The organism is Pseudomonas alcaligenes (assembly GCF_041729615.1).
GTDB lineage: Bacteria > Pseudomonadota > Gammaproteobacteria > Pseudomonadales > Pseudomonadaceae > Aquipseudomonas > Aquipseudomonas alcaligenes_B.
On the sequence record NZ_CP154874.1, the window covers coordinates 1,072,720 to 1,094,337 of the forward strand.

General features: G+C 67.3%; 20 protein-coding genes. 9 read left to right on the top strand and 11 right to left on the bottom strand.

Features of this window, described 5'->3' with window-relative positions:
* Positions 1-20 precede the first annotated feature (20 nt).
* From rseP to rpsB, 8 genes are all read right to left on the bottom strand, one after another.
* Positions 21-1,373, bottom strand: a complete 1,353-nt coding sequence (rseP, locus tag AAG092_RS05120; protein WP_373388817.1) for a sigma E protease regulator RseP — start codon at positions 1,371-1,373, stop codon at positions 21-23.
* A 19-nt stretch (positions 1,374-1,392) separates the two neighbouring features.
* Positions 1,393-2,580: a 1-deoxy-D-xylulose-5-phosphate reductoisomerase gene (gene ispC / locus AAG092_RS05125; RefSeq protein WP_110681283.1), complete on the bottom strand. Its 1,188-nt coding sequence runs from the start codon at positions 2,578-2,580 to the stop codon at positions 1,393-1,395.
* On the bottom strand, positions 2,577-3,392 hold the full coding sequence (locus AAG092_RS05130; protein ID WP_373388818.1) for a phosphatidate cytidylyltransferase: 816 nt from the start codon (positions 3,390-3,392) through the stop codon (positions 2,577-2,579). The genes ispC and AAG092_RS05130 overlap by 4 nt, the downstream gene beginning before the upstream one ends.
* Positions 3,386-4,147 (bottom strand): polyprenyl diphosphate synthase, encoded by a 762-nt coding sequence (gene uppS, locus AAG092_RS05135; RefSeq protein WP_373388819.1) that lies wholly within the window; start codon positions 4,145-4,147, stop codon positions 3,386-3,388. Before uppS ends, AAG092_RS05130 begins: the two co-directional genes overlap by 7 nt.
* Position 4,148: 1 nt before the next feature.
* Positions 4,149-4,706, bottom strand: a complete 558-nt coding sequence (gene frr, locus AAG092_RS05140) for a ribosome recycling factor (protein ID WP_373388820.1) — start codon at positions 4,704-4,706, stop codon at positions 4,149-4,151.
* The gene (pyrH, locus tag AAG092_RS05145; RefSeq protein WP_110681275.1) at positions 4,703-5,446 is read right to left on the bottom strand and encodes a UMP kinase; all 744 of its coding nucleotides are present in this window, start codon (positions 5,444-5,446) and stop codon (positions 4,703-4,705) included. The genes frr and pyrH overlap by 4 nt, the downstream gene beginning before the upstream one ends.
* Positions 5,447-5,597: 151 nt before the next feature.
* Positions 5,598-6,461 carry a translation elongation factor Ts gene (tsf, locus tag AAG092_RS05150; RefSeq protein ID WP_110681273.1) on the bottom strand — a complete coding sequence of 288 codons (864 nt, stop codon included), beginning with the start codon at positions 6,459-6,461 and terminating at the stop codon, positions 5,598-5,600.
* Positions 6,462-6,584: 123 nt separating this feature from the next.
* Positions 6,585-7,325, bottom strand: coding sequence for a 30S ribosomal protein S2 (gene rpsB / locus AAG092_RS05155; RefSeq protein WP_110681271.1), 741 nt, complete (start codon positions 7,323-7,325; stop codon positions 6,585-6,587).
* A gap of 263 nt (positions 7,326-7,588) precedes the next feature.
* Here rpsB and map point away from each other — a divergent pair, with 263 nt between their 5' ends.
* The 7 genes from map to AAG092_RS05190 all read left to right on the top strand — a co-directional run bounded on the left by map (position 7,589) and on the right by AAG092_RS05190 (position 15,447).
* Positions 7,589-8,389, top strand: coding sequence for a type I methionyl aminopeptidase (map, locus tag AAG092_RS05160; RefSeq protein WP_373388821.1), 801 nt, complete (start codon positions 7,589-7,591; stop codon positions 8,387-8,389).
* A gap of 24 nt (positions 8,390-8,413) precedes the next feature.
* Positions 8,414-11,116, top strand: a complete 2,703-nt coding sequence (locus AAG092_RS05165; RefSeq protein ID WP_110681268.1) for a [protein-PII] uridylyltransferase — start codon at positions 8,414-8,416, stop codon at positions 11,114-11,116.
* Between the two features lie 17 nt (positions 11,117-11,133).
* Positions 11,134-12,330: a succinyldiaminopimelate transaminase gene (gene dapC, locus AAG092_RS05170; protein ID WP_373388822.1), complete on the top strand. Its 1,197-nt coding sequence runs from the start codon at positions 11,134-11,136 to the stop codon at positions 12,328-12,330.
* Between the two features lie 8 nt (positions 12,331-12,338).
* Positions 12,339-12,686 (top strand): ArsC family reductase, encoded by a 348-nt coding sequence (locus AAG092_RS05175; RefSeq protein WP_110681263.1) that lies wholly within the window; start codon positions 12,339-12,341, stop codon positions 12,684-12,686.
* Between the two features lie 37 nt (positions 12,687-12,723).
* Entirely contained in the window at positions 12,724-13,758 is a 1,035-nt protein-coding gene (gene dapD, locus AAG092_RS05180) for a 2,3,4,5-tetrahydropyridine-2,6-dicarboxylate N-succinyltransferase (protein ID WP_373388823.1), read from the top strand.
* Between the two features lie 82 nt (positions 13,759-13,840).
* Positions 13,841-15,046 (top strand): aminotransferase class V-fold PLP-dependent enzyme, encoded by a 1,206-nt coding sequence (locus AAG092_RS05185; protein ID WP_373388824.1) that lies wholly within the window; start codon positions 13,841-13,843, stop codon positions 15,044-15,046.
* Positions 15,043-15,447 (top strand): SufE family protein, encoded by a 405-nt coding sequence (locus tag AAG092_RS05190; RefSeq protein WP_373388825.1) that lies wholly within the window; start codon positions 15,043-15,045, stop codon positions 15,445-15,447. Before AAG092_RS05185 ends, AAG092_RS05190 begins: the two co-directional genes overlap by 4 nt.
* Here AAG092_RS05190 and AAG092_RS05195 read toward each other — a convergent pair.
* Genes AAG092_RS05195 through tcdA form a run of 3 tightly spaced genes read right to left on the bottom strand, consistent with a single transcriptional unit; the run spans position 15,444 to position 17,609 of the window.
* Positions 15,444-16,241 carry an ABC transporter substrate-binding protein gene (locus AAG092_RS05195; protein WP_181418734.1) on the bottom strand — a complete coding sequence of 266 codons (798 nt, stop codon included), beginning with the start codon at positions 16,239-16,241 and terminating at the stop codon, positions 15,444-15,446. The two genes, AAG092_RS05190 and AAG092_RS05195, sit on opposite strands and share 4 nt — an antisense overlap.
* A gap of 50 nt (positions 16,242-16,291) precedes the next feature.
* Positions 16,292-16,753 carry a DUF1456 family protein gene (locus AAG092_RS05200; RefSeq protein WP_373388826.1) on the bottom strand — a complete coding sequence of 154 codons (462 nt, stop codon included), beginning with the start codon at positions 16,751-16,753 and terminating at the stop codon, positions 16,292-16,294.
* Between the two features lie 46 nt (positions 16,754-16,799).
* On the bottom strand, positions 16,800-17,609 hold the full coding sequence (tcdA, locus tag AAG092_RS05205; protein ID WP_373388827.1) for a tRNA cyclic N6-threonylcarbamoyladenosine(37) synthase TcdA: 810 nt from the start codon (positions 17,607-17,609) through the stop codon (positions 16,800-16,802).
* A 91-nt stretch (positions 17,610-17,700) separates the two neighbouring features.
* Here tcdA and AAG092_RS05210 point away from each other — a divergent pair, with 91 nt between their 5' ends.
* Complete coding sequence (locus tag AAG092_RS05210; protein WP_373388828.1) at positions 17,701-18,831, top strand: iron-containing alcohol dehydrogenase; 1,131 nt, start codon at positions 17,701-17,703, stop codon at positions 18,829-18,831.
* Between the two features lie 109 nt (positions 18,832-18,940).
* Positions 18,941-21,538, top strand: a complete 2,598-nt coding sequence (locus tag AAG092_RS05215; RefSeq protein ID WP_373388829.1) for a glycosyltransferase — start codon at positions 18,941-18,943, stop codon at positions 21,536-21,538.
* Positions 21,539-21,618: the final 80 nt, after the last annotated feature.

Below are 21,618 nucleotides of genomic sequence, written 5' to 3' on the forward strand. Positions count from 1 at the left end.
ATTCGGAATTCAGCTATTCGTTACAGACGACTCAGATCGTTTACCAGGGCCAGCAACATCACCCCCAGCACCAGACTGATACCTATCTGAATGCCCCAACCCTGTACCCGCTCAGACAATGGGCGACCACGCACCCACTCGACCAGGTAGAACAGCAAATGCCCCCCATCCAGAACGGGAATGGGCAGCAAATTGAGAACCCCCAGGCTAATGCTCAGGTAGGCGAGGAAGTTGAGGAAATCCGCCACGCCGGACTGAGCCGAAGCGCCCGCCACTTTAGCAATGGTTATCGGCCCACTCAAGTTTTTTACCGAGAGCTCGCCGAACAGCATTTTCTTTAGCGAATCAAGGGTTAGCAGGGTCATATTCCAGGTGCGCCGAAGCCCTTCGGCAACCGCATCGAGCGGCCCGAAACTGACCTCGTGCAGCATGTGCGCAGGCCACTCGCCCCCCTTCACGCCAACCCCCAGATAACCGCTACGCGCCTCACCTTCACCACGCGCTGCCAGCACCAGAGGCAACTCGACCTGCTCACCCGCACGCTCCAGGCGCAGAACTACCCGTTCGCCGGGGCGCGAGCGCACCCAGTCGACGACCTGCTGCCATTCGTCCAGAGCCTGCTCATCGAGCGCCAGCAGCCGATCGCCCAGACGCACGCCCGCCGCCTGAGCCGGCCCCTGCGGGTCAAGCTCGCTGACCACGGGCTCGCTCGCCGGCCGCCACGGCCGGATACCCAAAGACTCGAGAGGTTCCGGCTCGTCGACGCCACGCAGCCAGTCGCGCAGCACCAGTTGACGATCGGCAATTAGGGAAGAGCCGACCTCACGCACCTGCAGCTCGACGGTACCGGACTCCCCCAGACGCCGAATCAGCTGCAGGTTGACGGCCGACCAGCCGGGCGTCGCCTCGCCATCGACCGCCACTATTTCCTGGCCGGCACGCAGTCCAGCGGTAGCGGCAAGGCTGTCCGGCGCCACCGCGCCGATCACCGGACGCACCTGCTGGGTACCGAGCATGGCGATCGCCCAGAAGAACAGGATGGCCAGGAGGAAATTGGCGATAGGACCGGCAGCCACTATGGCAATGCGCTGCTTGACCGTCTTGCGATTGAAGGCCTGATCGAGCTGCTCGGCGGGCACCTCGCCCTCGCGCTCGTCGAGCATCTTCACGTAGCCGCCCAGCGGGATGGCGGCCACCACGAACTCGGTGCCATGGCGATCATGCCAGCGCAGCAGCGGACTGCCGAATCCGACGGAGAAGCGCAGCACCCTGACCCCGCAGCGGCGCGCCACCCAGAAGTGGCCGAACTCGTGGAAGGTGACCAGCACCCCGAGCGCAACCAGGGTACCGAAAAGCATGTACAGCGCACTCATTCCATCTTCCTCCGGGCTGTCACCCGTGGCGATTCAACCAGTCAGCGGCCAGGGCGCGCGCGCGCGCGTCCGCCGCCAGCACCGCATCGAGATCGTCGACCGCGGACGACGCCTCGCGATTCAGGCCGTCCTCGATGATACGCGCGATATCGGAAAAGCGGATGCGCCGTTCGAGAAACGCCGCCACCGCCACCTCGTTGGCCGCATTCAATACCGCCGGCGCACTGCCCCCCGCCTCGGCGGCCTGCCTCGCCAGGCGCAGGCAGGGGAAGCGCAGCTCGTCGGGCGCCTGGAAATCGAGGCGCGCGACGGCGAACAGATCCAGAGGCGCCACGCCGGAATCGATCCGCTCCGGCCAGGCCAGGGCATGGGCGATGGGCGTGCGCATGTCCGGATTGCCCAGCTGCGCCAGTACCGAGCCATCCACATAGTCGACCAGGGAATGGATCACGCTCTGCGGGTGAATGACCACCTCGACCTGCTCGGGCCGCGCATCGAACAGCCAGCAGGCCTCGATCAGCTCCAGCCCCTTGTTCATCATGCTGGCCGAATCCACCGAGATCTTGCGCCCCATCGACCAGTTCGGATGGGCGCACGCCTGCTCGGGCGAGACGCGCTCCAGCTCGGCCAGCGGTGTCTCGCGGAAGGGCCCGCCGGAGGCCGTCAGCAGGATACGCCGCACCCCTACCGCCCCCAGGCCGCGGGCATAGTCGCCGGGCAGGCACTGGAAGATGGCGTTGTGCTCGCTGTCGATCGGCAACAGGGTGGCGCCATGCTCGCGCACCGCCTGCATGAACAGGGCGCCGGACATCACCAGCGCCTCCTTGTTGGCCAGCAACACCTTCTTGCCGGCCCGCACGGCGGCCAGGGTCGGCTTGAGGCCGGCGGCACCGACTATGGCCGCCATCACCGCATCCACATCCGGATGAGCGGCCACCTCGCACAACCCGCCCTCGCCCACCAGCACGCGAGTCGCGAGGCCAGCGCCACGCAGTGCATCCTGCAACCTGCTGGCACTGGCCTGATCGGCGACCACGGCGAACTGCGGGCGATGCCTCAGGCAAAGCTGCTCGAGCTCGGCCAGCCGGGAGAAACCGCTGAGGGCGAAGGCCTGGTAGCGCTCGGGATGCCGGGCGATCACATCCAGCGTACTGAGACCGATGGAGCCGGTCGCCCCGAGCACGGTGATGCGTTGCGGACGACTCACTGCGCGCCCCATCCCGCCAGCCAGAGCAGCACGGCGAACAGCGGAATGGCCGCGGTCAAGCTGTCGATGCGATCCAGCACGCCACCGTGGCCGGGCAGCAGGTTACTGCTGTCCTTGATCCCGGACTGGCGCTTGAACATGCTCTCGGTCAGGTCACCGATCACCGAGGCGGCCACTACCAGTGCCGCGCCCCCCAGAGCCAGCAGCAGGCCAGCCGTTGACCAGCCCTGCTGCAAACCGACCACCAAGGTGATCAGCAGGCTGGCTGCCAGGCCACCATAGAAACCCTCCCAACTCTTGCCGGGACTGACGCGAGGCGCCAGCTTGCGCCTGCCGAAGGCCTTGCCGGCGAAGTAGGCGCCGATATCCGCCCCCCACACCAGCACCATCACGGCGATGATCAGGCCATTGGCCTGTGGCCACTGCTTGAGCAGCACCAGGCCTTGCCAGGCCGGCAGCAGGATCACCAGACCAATCAGCAGCTTGCCGGGCAGCCCGCCCCAGTAGCGACTGCTGCCCGGATAGCTCAGCACCAGCAGGGTCGCCGCCAGCCACCAGAGCAGCGCCGCCGCCAGCAACCAGGGCGCCAGCGCCGGCAGCAGCCAGGCGCCGTAGAGCAGGGCCGCAACCGCCGCCCCGTAGGCCACCCGCTGCGGCTGGGTGGACAGACCGGCCAGGCGCGCCCATTCCCAGGCGGCCAGACTGACCACGGCACCGATGAACAGGGCGAAGGCCCAGCCCTCGAGCAGGAAGAAGCCGCCCAGGGCGATGGGCAGCAGGATCAGGGCGGTGATGACGCGTTGTTTCAGCATTGACTGCGAGCCTCGGCTTCCACCTGTTCGCTGGTCTTGCCGAAGCGGCGCTGGCGGGTGGCGAAATCGGCCAGCGCCTTGCGCATGGCGTCATGTTTGAAGTCCGGCCAGTACAGGTCGGAAAAGTACAGCTCGGAATAGGCCAATTGCCAAAGCAGGAAATTGCTGATGCGGTGCTCACCACCGGTGCGGATGCACAGGTCCGGCAGCGGCAGATCACCGGTAGCCAGGCACCCCTGCAGCAGCTCGGGAGTGATCTCTTCCGGCCGCAGATGACCGCCCTGGACTTCCCGCGCCAGGCGCTGCGCGGCCTGGACTATGTCCCACTGGCCACCGTAGTTGGCGGCGATCTGCAGGACGAAGCGGCTGTCGCCGGCGGTCAGCTGCTCGGCCTCACGCATGGCCGCCTGCAACTCCGGATGGAAGCGCGAGCGATCACCGATGATGCGCAGGCTGATGGCGTTTTCCTTGAGCTTCTTCACCTCGCGACGCAGGGCCGAGAGGAACAATTCCATCAGCGCCCCGACCTCCTCGGCCGGGCGCTGCCAGTTCTCGCTGGAGAAGGCAAACAGGGTCAGCACCTCGACCCCGGACTCGGCGCACACCTCGATGACCGCGCGCACCGCATCGACGCCGGCCTTGTGCCCGGCCACGCCGGGCAGCAGCCGCTTCTTCGCCCAGCGATTATTGCCATCCATGATGATGGCGACATGCCGTGGCACCGCCGCCGGGGCGTCCTGCTTGCTCTTGCTCACATCACACCGCCATCAGGTCGGCTTCTTTGGCTTCCAGGGCCTTGTCGATGTCGGCAACGAACTTGTCGGTGAGCTTCTGCACCTCGTCGGCGGCACGACGCTCCTCGTCCTCGCTGATCTCCTTGTCCTTGGACAGCTTCTTCAGCTCGGCCAGGGCATCGCGGCGCACGTTGCGCACCGCCACCTTGGCATCCTCGGCAACGCCACGGGCCTGCTTGGTGTAGCCACGGCGGGTTTCTTCGGTCAGGGCCGGCATCGGCACGCGGATGGTGGCACCGGCACTGCTCGGATTGAGGCCGAGATCGGAGGTCATGATGGCCTTTTCGATCGCCGCGCTCAGGGTCTTGTCGTGAGCGACGATCTTCAGCGTACGGGCATCTTCCACGGTGATCGCGGCGACCTGGTTCAGCGGCATCTCGCTGCCATAAGCCGGGACCTTGACGCTGTCCAGAATGCTCGGGTGCGCGCGCCCGGTGCGGATGGAGGCCAGGTTGCGCCCCATGGACTCCAGGGACTTGCTCATGCGCTCCTGGGCGGCCTTCTTGATCTCGTTGATCATTGTGCTTCCTCCTCGATCAGGGTTCCTTCGGCGCCACCCACCACGATATTCAGCAGGGCGCCGGGCTTGTTCATATTGAAGACCCGCAGCGGCATCTTGTGGTCGCGCACCAGGCAGATGGCCGTCAGGTCCATCACGCCCAGCTTGCGGTCGAGCACCTCGTCATAGGTCAGGCGCTCGAACTTCTCCGCATTGGGGTCCTTGAAGGGGTCGGCAGTGTACACGCCATCGACCTTGGTGGCTTTCAGCACCAGGTCGGCATCGATCTCGATAGCGCGCAGGCAGGCCGCCGAGTCGGTGGTGAAGAAGGGGTTGCCGGTGCCCGCGGCAAAGATCACCACCTCGCCGGTGGACAGATGACGCATGGCCTTGCGGCGATCGTAGTGGTCGGTCACGCCGACCATGGAGATGGCCGACATCACAATGGCGGGGATATTCGAGCGCTCCAGGGCGTCGCGCATGGCCAGGGCGTTCATCACGGTGGCCAGCATACCCATGTGGTCGCCGGTGACCCGATCCATGCCGGCGGCGGACAGCGCCGCGCCACGGAACAGGTTGCCACCGCCGATCACCAGACCGACCTGCACGCCGATGCCGACCAGCTGGCCGACTTCCAGCGCCATGCGATCCAGCACCTTGGGATCGATGCCGAACTCTTCCGAGCCCATCAGGGCCTCGCCGCTTAACTTGAGCAGAATGCGTTTATAGCGAGGTTGACGACCACTCACCTGCTGAGCCATTGCGTATCTCTCCTGCGGCGTTGTTTGGCTGCTTATATTACCCGGCAGTCAGACCACTGCCCGGTCAAATCGTGCGGAGCATTGCCCGCTTTGCAAAAGAGGCTGCACGCGTAAGCGGGCAGCCTCTTCTGTTCGACAGTGCGAAACCGTCTTACTGCTTGGCAGCGGCCACCTGGGCAGCCACTTCGGCAGCGAAGTCAGCCTCGACCTTCTCGATGCCCTCGCCCACTTCGAAGCGGGTGAAGGAAACGATCTCGGCGCCGGCCTTCTTGACCAGCTCACCGACCTTGACTTCCGGATCCATGACGAAGGCCTGCTCGACCAGACTGGCTTCGGCCAGGAACTTGGCGATACGACCCTTGACCATGTTCTCGACGATGTTTTCCGGCTTGCCGGCGATCTTCTCGGCGTTCAGCTGCAGGAAGATTTCCTTTTCCTTGGCGATCAGCTCTTCGGAAACGTCGGAGGGGTTCAGCACGGCCGGGTTGGAAGCAGCGACGTGCATGGCAACGTGCTTGGCCAGCTCCTCGTTGCCGCCTTTCAGGACGACCAGAACACCGATGCGGTGGCCGTGCAGGTAGGACCCCACGACGTCGCCTTCGACGGCAGCCAGACGACGGATGTTGACGTTCTCGCCGCACTTGGCAACCAGAGCCTCACGGGCGGATTCGCGGGAAGCGATCAGCGGGGCGGCTTCGGTCAGCTTCTGGGCGAAGGCTTCGTCCAGGCTCTCCTTGACGAAGGCCTTGAAGTCGTCCTGCAGGGCCAGGAAGTCGGTCTGCGAGTTGACTTCGATCAGCAGGCCACGACCACCCTCGACGCGAGCGGCGATGGCGCCCTCGGCGGCGACGTTGCCGGCCTTCTTGGCGGCCTTGATGGCACCGGAGGCGCGCATGTCGTCGATGGCCTTCTCGATGTCGCCACCGGCGGCAACCAGGGCCTTCTTGCATTCCATCATGCCTTGGCCGGTGCGCTCGCGCAGTTCTTTAACCAGGGCTGCAGTGATTTCTGCCATGTTCACAATCCTCTTGAAGTGGTGTTCAACCATTCAACCCGGCCACGCCGGGCACAAAATTCGCAAGTGGCAAAAAGGGGGCCAAGCCCCCTTCTCGCACAACGGGAAAGGTGCTTCCCGTTATCAGCCTTCGCTGGCCTCGGAAGCGGCTTCCTCGACGAACTCGTCGGTGCCGCCGGCAGCGTTGCCACGACCACGGATCACGGCGTCGGCCATGGCACCCATGTACAGCTGGATGGCGCGGATGGCGTCGTCGTTACCCGGGATGATGTAGTCAACGCCTTCCGGGCTGCTGTTGGTATCGACGATGCCGATGACCGGGATGCCCAGCTTGTTGGCTTCGGTGATGGCGATGCGCTCGTGGTCGACGTCGATTACGAACAGCGCGTCCGGCAGGCCACCCATGTCCTTGATACCGCCCAGGCTACGATCCAACTTCTCCAGATCGCGGGTGCGCATCAGGGCTTCTTTCTTGGTCAGCTTGGCGAAGGTGCCGTCCTGGGACTGGGTTTCCAGCTCGCGCAGGCGCTTGATCGAAGCACGGATGGTCTTGTAGTTGGTCAGCATGCCGCCGAGCCAACGGTGATCAACGTAGGGGGAACCGCAGCGAGCAGCTTCTTCAGCCACGATCTTGCCGGCGGAACGCTTGGTGCCCACGAACAGGATCTTGTTCTTGCCGGCAGCCAGCTTCTCAACGAAGGACAGAGCCTCGTTGAACATCGGCAGGGTCTTTTCCAGGTTGATGATGTGAATCTTGTTGCGCGCGCCGAAAATGTACTTGCCCATTTTCGGGTTCCAGTAACGGGTCTGGTGGCCGAAGTGCACACCGGCCTTCAGCATATCGCGCATATTGACTTGGGACATGATAGTTCCTTGATAAGTCGGGTTAGGCCTCCACGCATCCCAATCTCCAACCCTTGCGGGCACCCAGGAAATCGTGTCGATACGTGTGCGGAGTTAAGCCCTACGAGCAGCTCTGCCCGTAAAGCGGCGCGTTTTATACCACAGAAAGCAGCGACAGGCTAGCCGAACCAGGAGCCAGCCGCATGCCGCCGCCCGGCGGCTTTCTGCTAGAATCGCCGTCTTTCCCGTTTTTGCCTTGCGCCACCGGCGCCGAGAGAGACCGCATGACCGTCACCATCAAGACGCCCGACGAAATCGAGAAGATGCGCGTGGCCGGCCGCCTGGCCGCCGAAGTGCTGGAGATGATCGGCGAGCACGTCAAACCCGGCGTCACCACCGAAGAAATCGACCGCATCTGCCACGACTACATCGTCAACGTGCAGAAGGCCATCCCCGCCCCGCTCAACTACGGCGCCGCGCCGGGCCGCCCGGGCTTCCCCAAGTCGATCTGCACCTCGATCAACCACGTGGTCTGCCATGGCATTCCCAACGACAAGCCGCTGAAGGACGGTGACGTGCTGAACATCGACGTCACCGTGATCAAGGACGGCTACCACGGCGATACCAGCAAGATGTTCATGGTCGGCAAGGTGCCGGAGTGGGCCCAGCGCCTGGCCCAGATCACCCAGGAATGCATGTACAAGGGCATCCAGCTGGTCAAGCCCGGCGCGCGCCTGGGCGATATCGGCGAAGTGATCCAGAAGCATGCCGAGAAGCACGGCTTCTCGGTGGTGCGCGAATACTGCGGCCACGGCATCGGCGCGGTGTTCCACGAGGAGCCGCAGGTACTGCACTACGGCCGTGCCGGCACCGGCATGGAACTCAGGGCCGGCATGACCTTCACCATCGAGCCGATGATCAACCAGGGCCGCCCGGAAACCCGCCTGCTCGGCGACGGCTGGACCGCCATTACCAAGGACCGCAAGCTCTCCGCCCAGTGGGAGCATACGGTACTGGTCACCGAGAGCGGCTACGAGATCCTCACCCTGCGCAGCGACGACACCCTGCCGCGCACTTCCCCCTGAGCATCCATATAGAGGAAGGCGCGCATGCCCCAGATGGACCCGGAGTTGTTTGACCGCGGCCAGTTCCAGGCGGAACTGGCGCTCAAGTCCAGCCCCATCGCCGCCTTCAAGAAGGCCCTCAAGCAGGCGCGCGAAGTGCTCGACGCGCGCTTTCGCGAGGGCCGCGACATCCGCCGCCTGGTCGAGGACCGCGCCTGGTTCGTCGACCAGATCCTCCAGGAAGCCTGGAAGCGCTTCGACTGGAGCGAGGACGCCGACATCGCCCTGCTGGCCGTCGGCGGCTACGGCCGCGGCGAACTCCACCCCTACTCCGACATCGACCTGCTGATCCTCCTCGACAGCGCCGACCACGAGACCTTCCGCGAGCCCATCGAGGGCTTCCTCACCCTGCTCTGGGACATCGGCCTGGAAGTCGGACAGAGCGTGCGCTCGGTCGCCGAGTGCGCGGAAGAGGCGCGCGCCGACCTGACGGTGGTCACCAACCTGATGGAAAGCCGCACCATCGCCGGCCCCGAACACCTGCGCCAGCGCATGCAGGAGGTCACCGCCAGCGACCGCATGTGGCCGAGCAAGGAGTTCTTCCTGGCCAAGCGCAAGGAAGCCAAGGCGCGCCACGCCAAGTACAACGACACCGAGTACAACCTGGAACCCAACGTCAAGGGCTCGCCCGGCGGCCTGCGCGACATCCAGACCATCCTCTGGGTGGCGCGCCGCCAGTTCGGCAGCCTCAACCTGCACTCCCTGGTGCAGCAGGGTTTCCTGGTCGACAGCGAGTACGGCATGCTGGCCTCCAGCCAGGAGTTCCTGTGGAAGGTGCGCTACGCCCTGCACATGCTCGCCGGGCGCGCCGAGGACCGCCTGCTGTTCGACCACCAGCGCAAGATCGCCGCCCTGCTCGGCTTCGAGGATGGCGACGGCCGGCTGGCTGTCGAGCGTTTCATGCAGAAGTACTACCGGGTGGTGATGGGTGTCGCCGAGCTCTCCGAGCTGATCAACCAGCACTTCGAGGACGTCCTGCTGCGCGAGGGCGAGCGCGGCCCGGCGCAGCCGCTGAACAGCCGCTTCCAGGTGCGCGACGGCTATATCGAGGTGACCAGCCCTGGCGTGTTCAAGCGCACCCCCTTCGCCATCCTCGAAGTCTTCGTGCTGATGGCCCAGCACCCCGAGATCAAGGGCGTGCGCGCCGACACCATCCGCCTGCTGCGCGACAGCCGCCACCTGATCGACGACGACTTCCGCCGCGACATCCGCAACACCAGTCTGTTCATCGAGCTGTTCAAGTCGACCCAGGGCATCCACCGCAACCTGAGGCGGATGAACCGCTACGGCATCCTCGGCCGCTACCTGCCGGAGTTCGGCCACATCGTCGGGCAGATGCAGCACGACCTGTTCCACATCTACACGGTGGACGCCCACACCCTCAACCTGATCAAGCACCTGCGCAAGCTGAAATGGCCGGAGCTGGCGGAGAAGTTCCCGCTGGCCAGCAAGCTGATCGACAAGCTGCCCAAGCCCGAGCTGATCTACCTGGCCGGGCTCTACCACGACATCGGCAAGGGCCGCGGCGGCGACCACTCCGAGCTCGGCGCGGTGGATGCCGAGGCCTTCTGCGTGCGCCACCAGCTGCCCAGCTGGGACAGCCGGCTGATCGTCTGGCTGGTGCAGAACCACCTGGTGATGTCGACCACCGCCCAGCGCAAGGACCTCTCCGACCCGCAGGTGATCTTCGACTTCGCCCAGCTGGTCGGCGACCAGACCCGCCTGGACTACCTCTACGTGCTGACCGTGGCCGACATCAACGCCACCAACCCCAGCCTGTGGAACTCCTGGCGCGCCAGCCTGCTGCGCCAGCTCTACACCGAGACCAAGCGCGCCCTGCGCCGCGGCCTGGAGAACCCGCTGGACCGCGAGGAGCAGATCCGCCAGACGCAGAGCGCGGCGATCGACATCCTGGTGCGTGGCGGCATCGACCAGGACGACGCCGAGCAGCTGTGGAGCCAGCTCGGCGACGACTACTTCCTGCGCCACAGCGCCGCCGACGTGGCCTGGCACACCGAGGCCATCCTCCAGCACCCGGCCGGCAAGGACCCGCTGGTGCTGATCAAGGAGACCGCCCAGCGCGAGTTCGAGGGCGCCACGCAGATCTTCATCTACGCCCCGGATCAGCACGACTTCTTCGCCGTGACGGTGGCGGCCATGGACCAGCTCAACCTGAACATCCATGACGCCCGGGTGATCACCTCCACCAGCCAGTTCACCCTGGACACCTACATCGTGCTGGACGCCGATGGCGGCCGTATCGGCGACAACCCGGCGCGCATCAAGCAGATCCGCGACGGCCTGGTCGAGGCGCTGAAGAATCCCGACGAGTACCCGGCGATCATCCAGCGCCGCGTGCCGCGCCAGCTCAAGCACTTCGCCTTCGCCCCGCAGGTGACCATCCACAACGACGCCCAGCGCCCGGTCACCGTGCTGGAGATCACCGCCCCGGACCGCCCCGGCCTGCTGGCACGGATCGGCAAGATCTTCCTCGACTTCGACCTGTCGCTGCAGAACGCCAAGATCGCCACCTTGGGCGAACGGGTGGAAGACGTGTTCTTCATCACCGACGCCGCCAACCAGCCGCTGTCCGACCCGGAACTCTGCGCCCGCCTGCAGGAGGCCATAGTGCGCCAGCTGTCGCAGGCCAACGGCGAGTCCCTCGGCGTCGGCGCCATCAGCATCTGAACCACGCAAGAGCCCCCATGAACCACGCCCTGACCCAGCTGCAGCCCTACCCCTTCGAGAAACTGCGCGCCCTGCTCGCCGGCATCACCCCGCCGGCGGACAAGCGGCCGATCGCCCTGTCCATCGGCGAGCCCAAGCACAAGTCGCCGGACTTCGTGGCCCGGGCCCTGGCGGACAACCTCGACCAGCTGGCCGTCTACCCCACCACCCTGGGCCTGCCGGCCCTGCGCGAAGCCATCGCCGCCTGGTGCGAGCGCCGCTTCGGCGTGCCGGCCGGCTGGCTGGACGCCGCCCGCCACGTGTTGCCGGTCAACGGCACCCGCGAGGCGCTGTTCGCCTTCACCCAGACCGTGGTCAACCGCGAAGCCGCGGGCCTGGTGGTCAGCCCCAACCCCTTCTACCAGATCTACGAGGGCGCGGCCCTGCTCGCCGGCGCCGAGCCGCACTACCTGCCGTGCCGCGAGGAGAACGGCTTCAACCCGGACTTCGACGCGGTACCGGCCGCGGTCTGGCAGCGCTGCCAGATCCTCTTCATCTGCTCGCCGGGCAACCCCACCGGTGCGCTGGTACCCATGCAGCAACTGAAGAAGCTGATCGCCCTGGCCGACGAGCACGACTTCGTGATCGCAGCCGACGAGTGCTACAGCGAGCTGTATTTCGACGAGGACAACCCGCCGCCCGGCCTGCTGTCCGCCTGCGTCGAGCTGGGTCGCAGCGATTTCAAGCGCTGCGTGGTGTTCCACAGCCTGTCCAAGCGCTCCAACCTGCCGGGCCTGCGCTCCGGCTTCGTCGCCGGCGACGCCGACATCCTGAAACCTTTCCTGCTGTACCGTACCTATCACGGTTGCGCCATGCCGGTGCAGACCCAGCTGGCCAGCATCGCCGCCTGGAACGACGAGGCCCACGTGCGCGCCAACCGCGACCAGTACCGCGCCAAGTACGACGCGGTGCTGGACATCCTGCAGCCGGTGCTGGACGTGCAGCGCCCGGACGGCAGCTTCTACCTGTGGGCACGCACCCCGGGCGACGACGCCGAGTTCACCCGCCAGCTGTTCGCCCGCGAACACGTCACCGTGGTGCCGGGCTCCTACCTGTCGCGCGAGGTGCATGGCGAGAACCCCGGCGCCGGGCGCATCCGCATGGCCCTGGTGGCCCCGCTGGCCGAGTGCATCGAGGCCGCCGAGCGCATCCGCGCCTTCGTTCAAGGATTGTGAGAAAGACCATGAGCATCACCCTCTACGGCATCAAGGCCTGCGACACCATGAAGAAGGCCCGCAGCTGGCTCGACGAGCACGGCGTGAGCTACCACTTCCATGACTATAAGAGCGCCGCCATCGACCGCGACCGCCTGCACAAATGGTGCGCCGAGCATGGCTGGCAGACCGTGCTGAACCGCGCCGGCACCACCTTCCGCAAACTCGACGAGGCGCAGAAGGCCGACCTGGACGAGGCCCGCGCCATCGAGCTGATGCTGGCCCAGCCCTCGATGATCAAGCGCCCGGTGCTCGACCTGGGCGACCGCACCCTGGTCGGCTTCAAGCCCGAACTCTATTCCGCCGCGCTGGCCTGAGGCCGCGCCCCACCCCACTTGGTAAAAGGAACACGACATGAGCAGCAAACTCTTCAGCCTGGCCTTCGGCGTCGGCACCCAGAACCGCCAGGGCGCCTGGCTGGAAGTCTTCTACGCCCAGCCCCTGCTCGACCCGGCCGCCGAGCTGGTCGCCACCGTGGCGGCCAAGCTGGGCTACAGCGGCGGCAACCAGGCCATCGCCATCAGCACCAACCAGGCCGGTGAACTGGCCAACGCCATCAAGGGCATCGATGCCACCCAGGCCGCCCTGCTCACCCGCCTGGCCGAGAGCCATCGGCCGCTGGTGGTCACCCTGCTGGCCGAGGACGCCGCGCTGACCTCCACCCCGGAGGCCTACCTCAAGCTGCACCTGCTGTCGCACCGCCTGGCCAAGCCGCACGGCCTGAACCTGACCGGCATCTTCCCGCTGCTGCCGAACGTGGCCTGGACCAGCCAGGGCGCCGTCGACCTCGGCGAGCTGGCCGAGCGCCAGCTGGAAGCCCGCCTGAAGGGCGAGCTGCTGGAAGTGTTCTCGGTGGACAAGTTCCCCAAGATGACCGACTACGTGGTGCCGGCCGGCGTGCGCATCGCCGACAGCGCCCGCGTGCGCCTGGGCGCCTACATCGGTGAAGGCACCACGGTGATGCACGAGGGCTTCGTCAACTTCAACGCCGGCACCGCCGGCCCGGGCATGATCGAAGGCCGCGTCTCCGCCGGCGTGTTCGTCGGCAAGGGCTCGGACCTGGGCGGCGGCTGCTCGACCATGGGCACCCTGTCCGGCGGCGGCAACATCGTCATCAGCGTCGGCGAAGGCTGCCTGATCGGCGCCAACGCCGGCATCGGCATCCCGCTGGGCGACCGCAACACCGTGGAGTCCGGCCTGTACGTCACCGCCGGCACCAAGGTGGCCCTGCTCGACGAGGCCAACAACCTGGTCAAGGTGGTCAAGGCGCGCGAACTGGCCGGCCAGCCCGACCTGCTGTTCCGCCGCAACTCGCAGACCGGCGCGGTGGAGTGCAAGACCAACAAGACCGCGATCGAGCTGAACGAGGCGCTGCACGCGCACAACTGATCGCGTGAGACGACAGACAGGCCGGGCCCATGCCCGGCCTGTCTATTTATACTCAGCACATTTCCCAGCAGTGCCGCAGACCATGCCCATCACCTCTCCCTGGCGCGCCGACTTCCCCGGCATCCTGGCCCTCGCCGCCGAGGGCCAGACCTACCTGGACAGCGCCGCCACCGCGCAGAAGCCGCAGGCCATGCTGGACAGCATGCTCGGCTATTACGCCGGCGGCGCGGCCAACGTACACCGCGCCCAGCACCTGCCCGGCGAACGCGCCACCCGCGCCTTCGAGGCGACCCGGGCCAAGGCCGCGCACTGGCTGAACGCCGCCAGCGTCGATGAGATCGTCTTCACCCGCGGCACCACGGAGTCGCTCAACCTGCTGGCCTACGGCCTGGAGCACCTGTTCCAGGCCGGCGACCGGATAGTCGTCAGCGCCCTGGAGCACCATGCCAACCTGCTGCCCTGGCAGCAGCTGGCCGAGCGGCGCGGCCTGGAGCTGAGGGTGCTGCCCCTGGATGACCATGGCCAGGTCGACCTCGACCGGGCTGCCAGCCTGATCGACCCGCGCACCCGCCTGCTCGCCGTGTCGCAGCTGTCCAACGTGCTGGGGCGCTGGCAGCCGCTGGCCGAACTGCTCGCCCTGGCCCGCGCCCGGGGCGCCCTGAGCGTGGTGGATGGCGCCCAGGGCGTCGTGCACGGTCGCCATGATGTGCAGGCGCTGGGCTGCGACTTCTATGTATGCTCCGCGCACAAGCTCTACGGCCCGGAGGGCGTCGGCCTGCTCCATGGCCGCCGGCAGGCGCTGCAGGACCTGCGCCACTGGCAGTTCGGCGGCGAGATGGTGCTGCAGGCGGACTACCAGCATGCGCACTTCCGCCCTGCGCCCCTGGGTTTCGAGGCCGGCACCCCGCCGATCGCTGCCGTCATCGCCCTGGGCGCCACGCTGGACTACCTGGCCGGGCTGGATGCCGAGGCCGTCGCCGCCCATGAGGCGGCCCTGCATGCCGAGCTGCTGGCAGGCTTGAGCAGTCGCGATGGCGTGCGCCTGCTGGGGGCGCCGCAAGTGGCGCTGGCCAGCTTCGTGGTGGCCGGCGTGCACAGCGCCGACCTGGCCCACCTGCTCACCGAGCAGGGCATCGCCGTGCGCAGCGGCCATCACTGCGCCATGCCGCTGCTGAAAAGCCTCGGCCTGCCTGGCGCGATTCGCGTGTCGCTGGGCTTGTACAACGATGGCGCGGACCTCGCGCGCTTCTTCGCCGCCCTCGACAAGGCCCTGGAGCTGCTGCGATGAGCCTGCCGGCCGCCGCCCGCGAGGCCCTCGACGCCTTCGCCGCCTGCCCCGGCTGGGAACAGCGCGCGCGCCTGCTGATGCAGTGGGGCGAGCGCCTGCAAGGGCTGAGCGAGAGCGAACGTAGCGAAGCCAACCGGGTGCACGGCTGCGAAAGCCAGGTCTGGCTGGTGGCAGAGCGGCAGGATGGACACTGGCGCTTCCGCGCCAGCAGCGATGCGCGGCTGATCCGCGGCCTGCTGGCCGTGCTGCTGGCGCGCATCGACGGCCTGGACGCCCAGGCCCTGGCCGAGCTGGATCTGCCGGCCTGGTTCGACCAGCTGGGCCTGGCCCGCCAACTCTCGCCCTCGCGCAGCAACGGCCTCAACGCCGTGCTGCAGCGCATGCGCGAGCTGGCCGGCTAGGGCGCGCCCGGGCGCCAGCGGTCCGGGTCGCCGGTGTACAGCGCACGCTGCAGGCTGCGCAGGTCGCCGCGCTCGGCGAACCGGGCCAGCTCGCGGTTGAAGCGCAGCAACAGTGCCTCGGCCTGCGGGTCGCCCTTGCGGAACAGCAGGCGCAGCGGCTCGGTGTTGAGGAAGCGTGGATGGTGAGTGATGGCCCTGCGCTCACGCTCGGAGAACAGCCGCCTGAGCATGGCGTAGCCGACCGCGCGATCCTGCGGGTGCAGGTCGACGCGGCCCAGCGCCAGCAGGCGGAAGGCGGTGTCCTCCTTGCTGTTCTGCTCGACCTGCAGCTGTCCGGCCTGCTGCGCCTGGTCGAACTGCGGCCCGTAGGAATAGCCGAGGGTGGTGGCGACCCGGTAGGGGCCGAGATCCTCGATGCGCTGCCAGTCGAACGGCAGGTCCTTGCGGTGGAACAGGACGATCTCGCCGCGCACCAGCGGTTCGCTGCACACGCCGTAGTCCAGGCGCATCGGGCTGCAGCTGTAGGGCATGATGGCGTCCAGCGCGCCCTGCTGCAGCATCAGCACGTTGCGGTCCCAGGGGTAGAAGGAATACTCGACCCGGTAGCCGGCCGCGGCGAATACCGCACTGACCAGCCGAGCCAGGGCACCGCCATCGGCACGCTGCTGGTCGACGTAGGGCACCCAGTCGCCGGTGCCGATGCGCACCACCGGCTCGGCCGCGACCAGGCCAGCCAGCGCCAGAGCTGCCAGCAGCAGCCAGCGCAGTGGCGAACGACGGAGCGGAACGGACATGGGCACCTCACGACTGGGGCCGTCAGCCCCTACAGCTTAGCCCGCCGACCTCAACCGCGCTGACGCTGGGTCAGGCCGCGCAGGAAGTTGCGCAGCAGCTGGTCGCCGCAGGCGCGGTAGTTCTTGTGCTCGGGGCTGCGGAACAGCGCACCGAGCTCGGCCTTGGTCATCGGCAGGTCTGCGGCGCGGAGGATCTCGTGCAGGTCGTCGTCGCGCAGCTCGAAGGCCACCCGCAGCTTCTTCAGGATGATGTTGTTGGTCAGGCGCTTCTCCACCGGCAGCCGCGGACGGCTGTCGTCGCGGCCACGCCGGTGGAACACCAGGCCATCGAGGAAGTGCGCCAGCACCTCGTCGCTGCAGGGCTGGAAGCCGTCCTCGTCCTCCTTGCGGAGCAGGGCCGCCACCGTCTCGGGCGCCAGCTCGTAGTCGGCCAGCCGGCAGATCGCGGCCAGCTGGGCATCGCCGATATCCAGCAGGTAGCGCAGGCTGCGCAGCACGTCGTTGTTGTTCATCAAAAGGCACTCGAATGCGCCGGGCGGCGCGGGAAGGAAAATGCGTTCAGGCGGGTTGGCCCGCACGCTCGGACGGCCGCCGCGCACCGGCCACCAGCTTGTCGACGATGCGCGCGGCGGCAACCATGCCGAAGCTGGCGGTGACCATCGTCACCGCACCGAAGCCACCGGCGCAGTCGAGCTTGACCCCCTCGCCGACGAAGCCCTTGGCCTGGCACACGCTGCCGTCCGGCTTGGGGTAGCGCAGCTGCTCGCTGGAGAACACGCAGGGCACGCTGTAGCTGCGCCCCGGCGTGCGCGAGAAGCCGTAGTCGCGGCGCAGGGTGCTGCGCACCTTGGCCGCCAGCGGGTCGTTGAAGGTCTTGTTGAGGTCGGCGACCTGGATCTGCGTCGGGTCGATCTGCCCGCCGGCGCCGCCAGTGGTGACGATCTGGATCTTGCGCCGCTTGCACCAGGCGATCAGCGCGGCCTTGGCCGCCACGCTGTCGATGCAGTCGAGAACGCCGTCGAGCTGCTCGGTGATGTACTCGGCCATGGTCTCGCGGGTGACGAAGTCGGCCACCGGATGAACCTTGCACGCCGGATTGATGGCACGGATGCGCGCGGCCATCTCGTCGACCTTGGCCTTGCCCACGGCGCCCTCGACGGCATGCACCTGGCGATTGGTGTTGGTGATGCACACGTCGTCCAGGTCAAACAGCGAGATCTCGCCCACGCCGCAGCGCGCCAGGGCCTCGGCCGCCCAGGAGCCGACGCCGCCGATGCCGACCACCGCCACATGGGCCGCGGCCAGGCGTTGCAGGCCCTCGCGCCCGTAGAGCCGGGCTATGCCACCGAAGCGCTGTTCGTCTGCCATCTCGTCGCACCTTCAGAATTCGGCCGGCATTATACGACCCTGGCCCGGCGCACGCTTCTATAGTGCAAGGACGCTCCGCGTGGAGTTCGCCATGCGCAACTTCAGCTACTACAACCCGACCCGCATCCTGTTCGGCGCCGGGCAGATCGCCAGCCTTGGCCAGTTGATTCCCGCCGACAGCCGGCTGCTGGTCACCCACGGTGGCGGCAGCATCCTGCAGAACGGCGTGTGGCAGCAGGTCGAGCAGGCACTGGCCGGGCACTGGCTCAGCCGCTTCGCCGGCATCGAGGCCAACCCGCAGTACGCCACCCTGCTGCGTGCCGTGGCCCAGGCCCGCCGCGAGCACTGCGACTTCATCCTCGCCGTCGGCGGCGGCTCGGTGATCGACGGCAGCAAGTTCATCGCCGCCGCCCTGGCCTACCCCGGCGAGCCCTTCGACCTGCTCTGTGGCACGCCGATCCGCCGCGCCGTGCCGCTGGGCTGTGTAGCGACCCTGGCCAGCGGGTCGGCCAGCACGCCCCACGGCGAACTGTGCCACGCCGGGCTGCAGGCGCGCCTGGGCTTTTCCAGCCCCTGCCTGCAGCCACGCTTCGCCATTCTCGACCCCTGCGCCACCTTCAGCCTGCCGCCCCGGCAGATCGGCAACGGCGTGGTGGCCGGCTTCGGCCATGTCCTGCAGCAGTATCTCGCCCAGCCCGACGACTGCCCGCTGCAGGAGCGCCAGGCCGAGGCCCTGCTGCTGACCCTGCTGGAGCTCGGCCCGCGGGCCCTGGCCGAACCCGGCGACTATGCCGTGCGGGCCAACCTGCTGTGGTGCGCCAGCCAGGCGCTGCAGGGCCTGGCCGGAATGGTCGCGGCGCCGGACGATGGCCTGCGCCGGCTCGGCCAGGCGCTCAGCCTGCTCTACCACCTGGAGCCGGCGCAGGCCCTGGCGGTGCTGCTGCCGGCCTGGCTCGGCGCACAGCGGGCGCAGCGCCAGGCCAGGCTGCTGCAGTATGCCGAGCGGGTCTGGAGCCTGCGCCTGGGCAGTGCGCAACAGCGCATCGAGGCCGCCATTGCCGCCAGCGCCAGCTTCTTCAAGCACATGGGCATGCTCACCCGCCTGTCCGAACACGGCCTGGACGCCGAGGCGATCTTCCAGGTGCTGGACTACCTGCGCGGCCAGGGGGCGCAGGAGGCCGCACTGGAGCAGCATGAACGCCTGCTCCTGCAGGCCCTGTGAGCCGCCCAGGGCAACGGGCCCGGCGGCGCTATACAGGCCGGCGGCCGCGGAGTAGCATGCGCGCCGACCGGCGTCCGCCGGCATCTTCTCCAGCCCATTCGAAACAGCCATGCCAACGCGCAAACTCGGACTCAATCTGGTGGTCATCGTGGCGGTCGCCGCCCTGTTCACCGGCCTCTGGGCGCTCTACAACCGCCCGGTCAGCGCCCCGGACTGGCCGGAGCAGATCTCCGGCTTCTCCTACTCGCCCTTCCGTGCCGGGCAAAGCCCGATGGCCGGCACCTACCCCAGCGACGCGCAGATCCGCGCCGACCTGGAGCTGCTGAGCCGGCACACCGACAACATCCGCACCTATTCGGTGGACGGCAAGCTGGCCGACATCCCGCGTCTGGCCGAGGAATTCGGCCTGCGCGTAACCCTCGGCGTGTGGATCAGCAACGATCTGGAGCGCAACGAGCGCGAAATCGCCAAGGCCATCGAACTGGCCAACGAGTCGCGCAGCGTGGTGCGGGTCACCGTGGGCAACGAATCGCTGTTCCGCGAGGAAGTCGAGGTCGAGGAGCTGATCGGCTACATCGATCGCGTACGTGCGGCGGTCAAGGTGCCGGTGAGTACCTCCGAGCAGTGGCACATCTGGCAGGAAAACCCCGAGCTGGCCAAGCACGTCGACCTGATCGCCGCGCACGTGCTGCCCTACTGGGAGTTCGTGCCGATGGAAGACTCCGGCGAGTTCGTCCTGGAGCGCGCCAAAGACCTGAAGAAGCTGTTCCCGAAGAAGCCGCTGCTGCTCTCCGAAGTCGGCTGGCCGAGCAACGGCCGCACCCGCGGCGGTGCCGAGGCGGACCAGGCCGAGCAGGCCATCTACCTGCGCACCCTGGTCAACTCGCTGAACGCCAAGGGCTACAACTACTTCGTCATCGAGGCCTTCGACCAGCCGTGGAAGGCCAGCGAGGAAGGCTCGGTGGGCGCCTACTGGGGCGTCTACAACCTCGACCGCCAGCCCAAGTTCGCCTTCGAGGGGCCGGTGGTGGCCATCCCGCAATGGCGCCTGCTGGCCGTGGCCTCGGTGGTCATGGGCCTGCTGGCCCTGGCACTGATGCTGATCGACGGCTCGGCCCTGCGCCAGCGCGGGCGTACCTTCCTGACCTTCGTCGCCTTCGTCGGCGGCTCCGCCCTGGTGTGGATCGCCTACGACTACAGCCAGCAGTACAGCACCTGGTTCAGCCTGACCGTCGGCGGCCTGCTCGGCATCGGCGCGCTGGGCGTGTTCATCGTCCTGCTCACCGAGGCCCACGAGCTGGCCGAGACGGCCTGGACCCGCACCCGCCGCCGGCACTTCCTGCCGGTGCTGACCGACACCGCCTACCGGCCCAAGGTGTCGATCCACGTGCCCTGCTACAACGAACCGCCGGAGATGGTGAAGCAGACCCTGGACGCCCTGGCGGCCCTGGACTACCCGGACTACGAAGTCATCATCATCGACAACAACACCAAGGACCCGAAGGTGTGGGAGCCGGTGCAGGCCTACTGCGAGCAGCTCGGCCCGCGCTTCCGCTTCTTCCACGTGGCGCCCATCGAGGGCTTCAAGGGCGGCGCGCTGAACTACATCCTGCCGCACACCGCGCCGGACGCCGAAGTGATCGCTGTGATCGACTCCGACTACTGCGTCGACCGCAACTGGCTCAAGCACATGGTGCCGCACTTCAGTGACCCGAAGATCGCCGTGGTGCAGTCGCCGCAGGACTACCGCGACGGCGACGAAAGCAGCTTCAAGAAGCTCTGCTACGCCGAGTACAAGGGCTTCTTCCACATCGGCATGGTCACCCGCAACGACCGCGACGCGATCATCCAGCACGGCACCATGACCATGATCCGCCGCAGCGTGATGGACGAGCTGAAGTGGGCCGACTGGACCATCTGCGAGGACGCCGAGCTGGGCCTGCGCGTGTTCGAGAAGGGCTATTCGGCCGCCTATGCCCACCAGAGCTTCGGCCGCGGCCTGATGCCCGACACCTTCATCGACTACAAGAAGCAGCGCTTCCGCTGGGCCTATGGCGCCATCCAGATCATGAAGGGCCACGCGCGCAGCCTGTTCCGCGGCGAGGGCTCGCAGCTGACCCGTGGCCAGCGCTACCACTTCATCGCCGGCTGGCTGCCGTGGATCGCCGACGGCCTGAACATCTTCTTCACCATCGGCGCCCTGCTCTGGTCGGCCGGCATGATCATCGTGCCGCAGCGGGTCGACCCGCCGCTACTGATCTTCGCCATCCCGCCGCTGGCGCTGTTCTTCTTCAAGTTCGGCAAGATCATGTTCCTCTACCGCAAGGCGGTGGGCGTCGACCTGGTGCGCTCGTTCCAGGCCGCCATCGCCGGTCTGGCGCTGTCCCACACCATCGCCAAGGCGGTGCTGTACGGCACCTTCACCAAGACCATCCCGTTCTTCCGCACGCCGAAGATGGCCAGCAACCACGGCATCCTGGTGGCCCTGGCGGAGGCCCGCGAGGAAGTCTTCGTGATGCTCCTGCTGTGGGGCGCGGCCATCGGCATCAGCTGCGTGCAGGACATCGGCAACGCCGACGTGAAGTTCTGGGTCGCCACCCTGCTGGTACAGTCCCTGCCCTACCTGGCCGCCCTGATGATGGCCCTGCTGTCGTCGCTGCCCAAGCCGCCGCCGCAGAACGCCGAGGAAGCTGCCGGCGCGGCCTGAGCACCGCGGCCCGAGCACAACGGCGGCGCAGCGTCCACGGACCCTGCGCCGCCGTTTTGCTTTAGAATGGCGGCCTTTTC

What these genes read in the sequence shown, in the direction of transcription:
- AAG092_RS05130 (WP_373388818.1), bottom strand. Translation starts at nt 3,392, where the DNA reads ATGCTGAAACAACGCGTCATCACCGCCCTGATCCTGCTGCCCATCGCC.
- rpsB (WP_110681271.1), bottom strand. Translation starts at nt 7,325, where the DNA reads ATGTCCCAAGTCAATATGCGCGATATGCTGAAGGCCGGTGTGCACTTC.
- AAG092_RS05165 (WP_110681268.1), top strand. Translation starts at nt 8,414, where the DNA reads ATGCCCCAGATGGACCCGGAGTTGTTTGACCGCGGCCAGTTCCAGGCG.
- tsf (WP_110681273.1), bottom strand. Translation starts at nt 6,461, where the DNA reads ATGGCAGAAATCACTGCAGCCCTGGTTAAAGAACTGCGCGAGCGCACC.
- AAG092_RS05190 (WP_373388825.1), top strand. Translation starts at nt 15,043, where the DNA reads ATGAGCCTGCCGGCCGCCGCCCGCGAGGCCCTCGACGCCTTCGCCGCC.
- dapC (WP_373388822.1), top strand. Translation starts at nt 11,134, where the DNA reads ATGAACCACGCCCTGACCCAGCTGCAGCCCTACCCCTTCGAGAAACTG.
- AAG092_RS05210 (WP_373388828.1), top strand. Translation starts at nt 17,701, where the DNA reads ATGCGCAACTTCAGCTACTACAACCCGACCCGCATCCTGTTCGGCGCC.
- tcdA (WP_373388827.1), bottom strand. Translation starts at nt 17,609, where the DNA reads ATGGCAGACGAACAGCGCTTCGGTGGCATAGCCCGGCTCTACGGGCGC.
- rseP (WP_373388817.1), bottom strand. Translation starts at nt 1,373, where the DNA reads ATGAGTGCGCTGTACATGCTTTTCGGTACCCTGGTTGCGCTCGGGGTG.
- dapD (WP_373388823.1), top strand. Translation starts at nt 12,724, where the DNA reads ATGAGCAGCAAACTCTTCAGCCTGGCCTTCGGCGTCGGCACCCAGAAC.
- map (WP_373388821.1), top strand. Translation starts at nt 7,589, where the DNA reads ATGACCGTCACCATCAAGACGCCCGACGAAATCGAGAAGATGCGCGTG.
- AAG092_RS05215 (WP_373388829.1), top strand. Translation starts at nt 18,941, where the DNA reads ATGCCAACGCGCAAACTCGGACTCAATCTGGTGGTCATCGTGGCGGTC.
- pyrH (WP_110681275.1), bottom strand. Translation starts at nt 5,446, where the DNA reads ATGGCTCAGCAGGTGAGTGGTCGTCAACCTCGCTATAAACGCATTCTG.
- frr (WP_373388820.1), bottom strand. Translation starts at nt 4,706, where the DNA reads ATGATCAACGAGATCAAGAAGGCCGCCCAGGAGCGCATGAGCAAGTCC.
- AAG092_RS05185 (WP_373388824.1), top strand. Translation starts at nt 13,841, where the DNA reads ATGCCCATCACCTCTCCCTGGCGCGCCGACTTCCCCGGCATCCTGGCC.
- AAG092_RS05175 (WP_110681263.1), top strand. Translation starts at nt 12,339, where the DNA reads ATGAGCATCACCCTCTACGGCATCAAGGCCTGCGACACCATGAAGAAG.
- AAG092_RS05200 (WP_373388826.1), bottom strand. Translation starts at nt 16,753, where the DNA reads ATGAACAACAACGACGTGCTGCGCAGCCTGCGCTACCTGCTGGATATC.
- AAG092_RS05195 (WP_181418734.1), bottom strand. Translation starts at nt 16,241, where the DNA reads ATGTCCGTTCCGCTCCGTCGTTCGCCACTGCGCTGGCTGCTGCTGGCA.